General features: G+C 41.5%; 1 pseudogene. It reads left to right on the forward strand.

The features are described 5' to 3' along the window. Positions 1-704 (forward strand): annotated as a pseudogene (locus AB4653_RS25790) (peptidase M3); the annotation flags it as partial.

Genomic DNA, 704 nt, shown 5'->3' on the forward strand with positions numbered 1-704 from the left:
CAGCTAGCTACTATCGAAGAAATTCAAGACCCTCAAGAAAAAGAGAGCACGCTAACAGGCTTGAATGGTTGGTTAGCGACCTTTAGATCTCACGCTATTGAGTCTGAGCAGTCACAGAAGCTTAAAGCCGAACTCATAAAGTTTGAGGCTGAACTGTTTGAGAAAAAACAGAATCATGTAATGACTTACGTGAATGAAGCGGGCGACGACACTGAAGGGTCGTTACCGGTTCTAGGTTCAACAATAAGAACCAATAGTAATGAAAAAGTTAGGCTTTCAGCTCACCAAACACTACTAGGTTTAGAGCAGTGGCTGCTGGCTAACGGCTTCATTGAACTCATCAAAAAACGCAACCAGTTTGCTCAATCGCTGGGTTTCAAAACCTTTTTTGACTATTCCGTCGTTAAAACCGAGCAGATGACAACTGAGCAACTGTTTACAATTCTGGATGACTTTGAAGTTCGCACGCGAGATAACCATCAACAAAGCCTAGAGAGCTTAACTCAGAAAAAAGGTCAGAGCGCTCTAGAAGCCCATAATTTCACCTACTCTTTTTCAGGTGACGTCATGAATGACTTAGACCCTTATGTTCCATTTTCAAAGTCACTAAGGCGTTGGGTTGAGTCTTTTGGTCGTCTTAATATCGAATACTCACAAGCAACATTGAAATTAGATTTGCTTGATCGTAAAGGAAAGTATCCAAA

This window comes from Vibrio sp. 10N.222.48.A3 (assembly GCF_041475345.1).
In the GTDB taxonomy this organism is placed as follows: Bacteria; Pseudomonadota; Gammaproteobacteria; order Enterobacterales; family Vibrionaceae; genus Vibrio; species Vibrio tasmaniensis_A.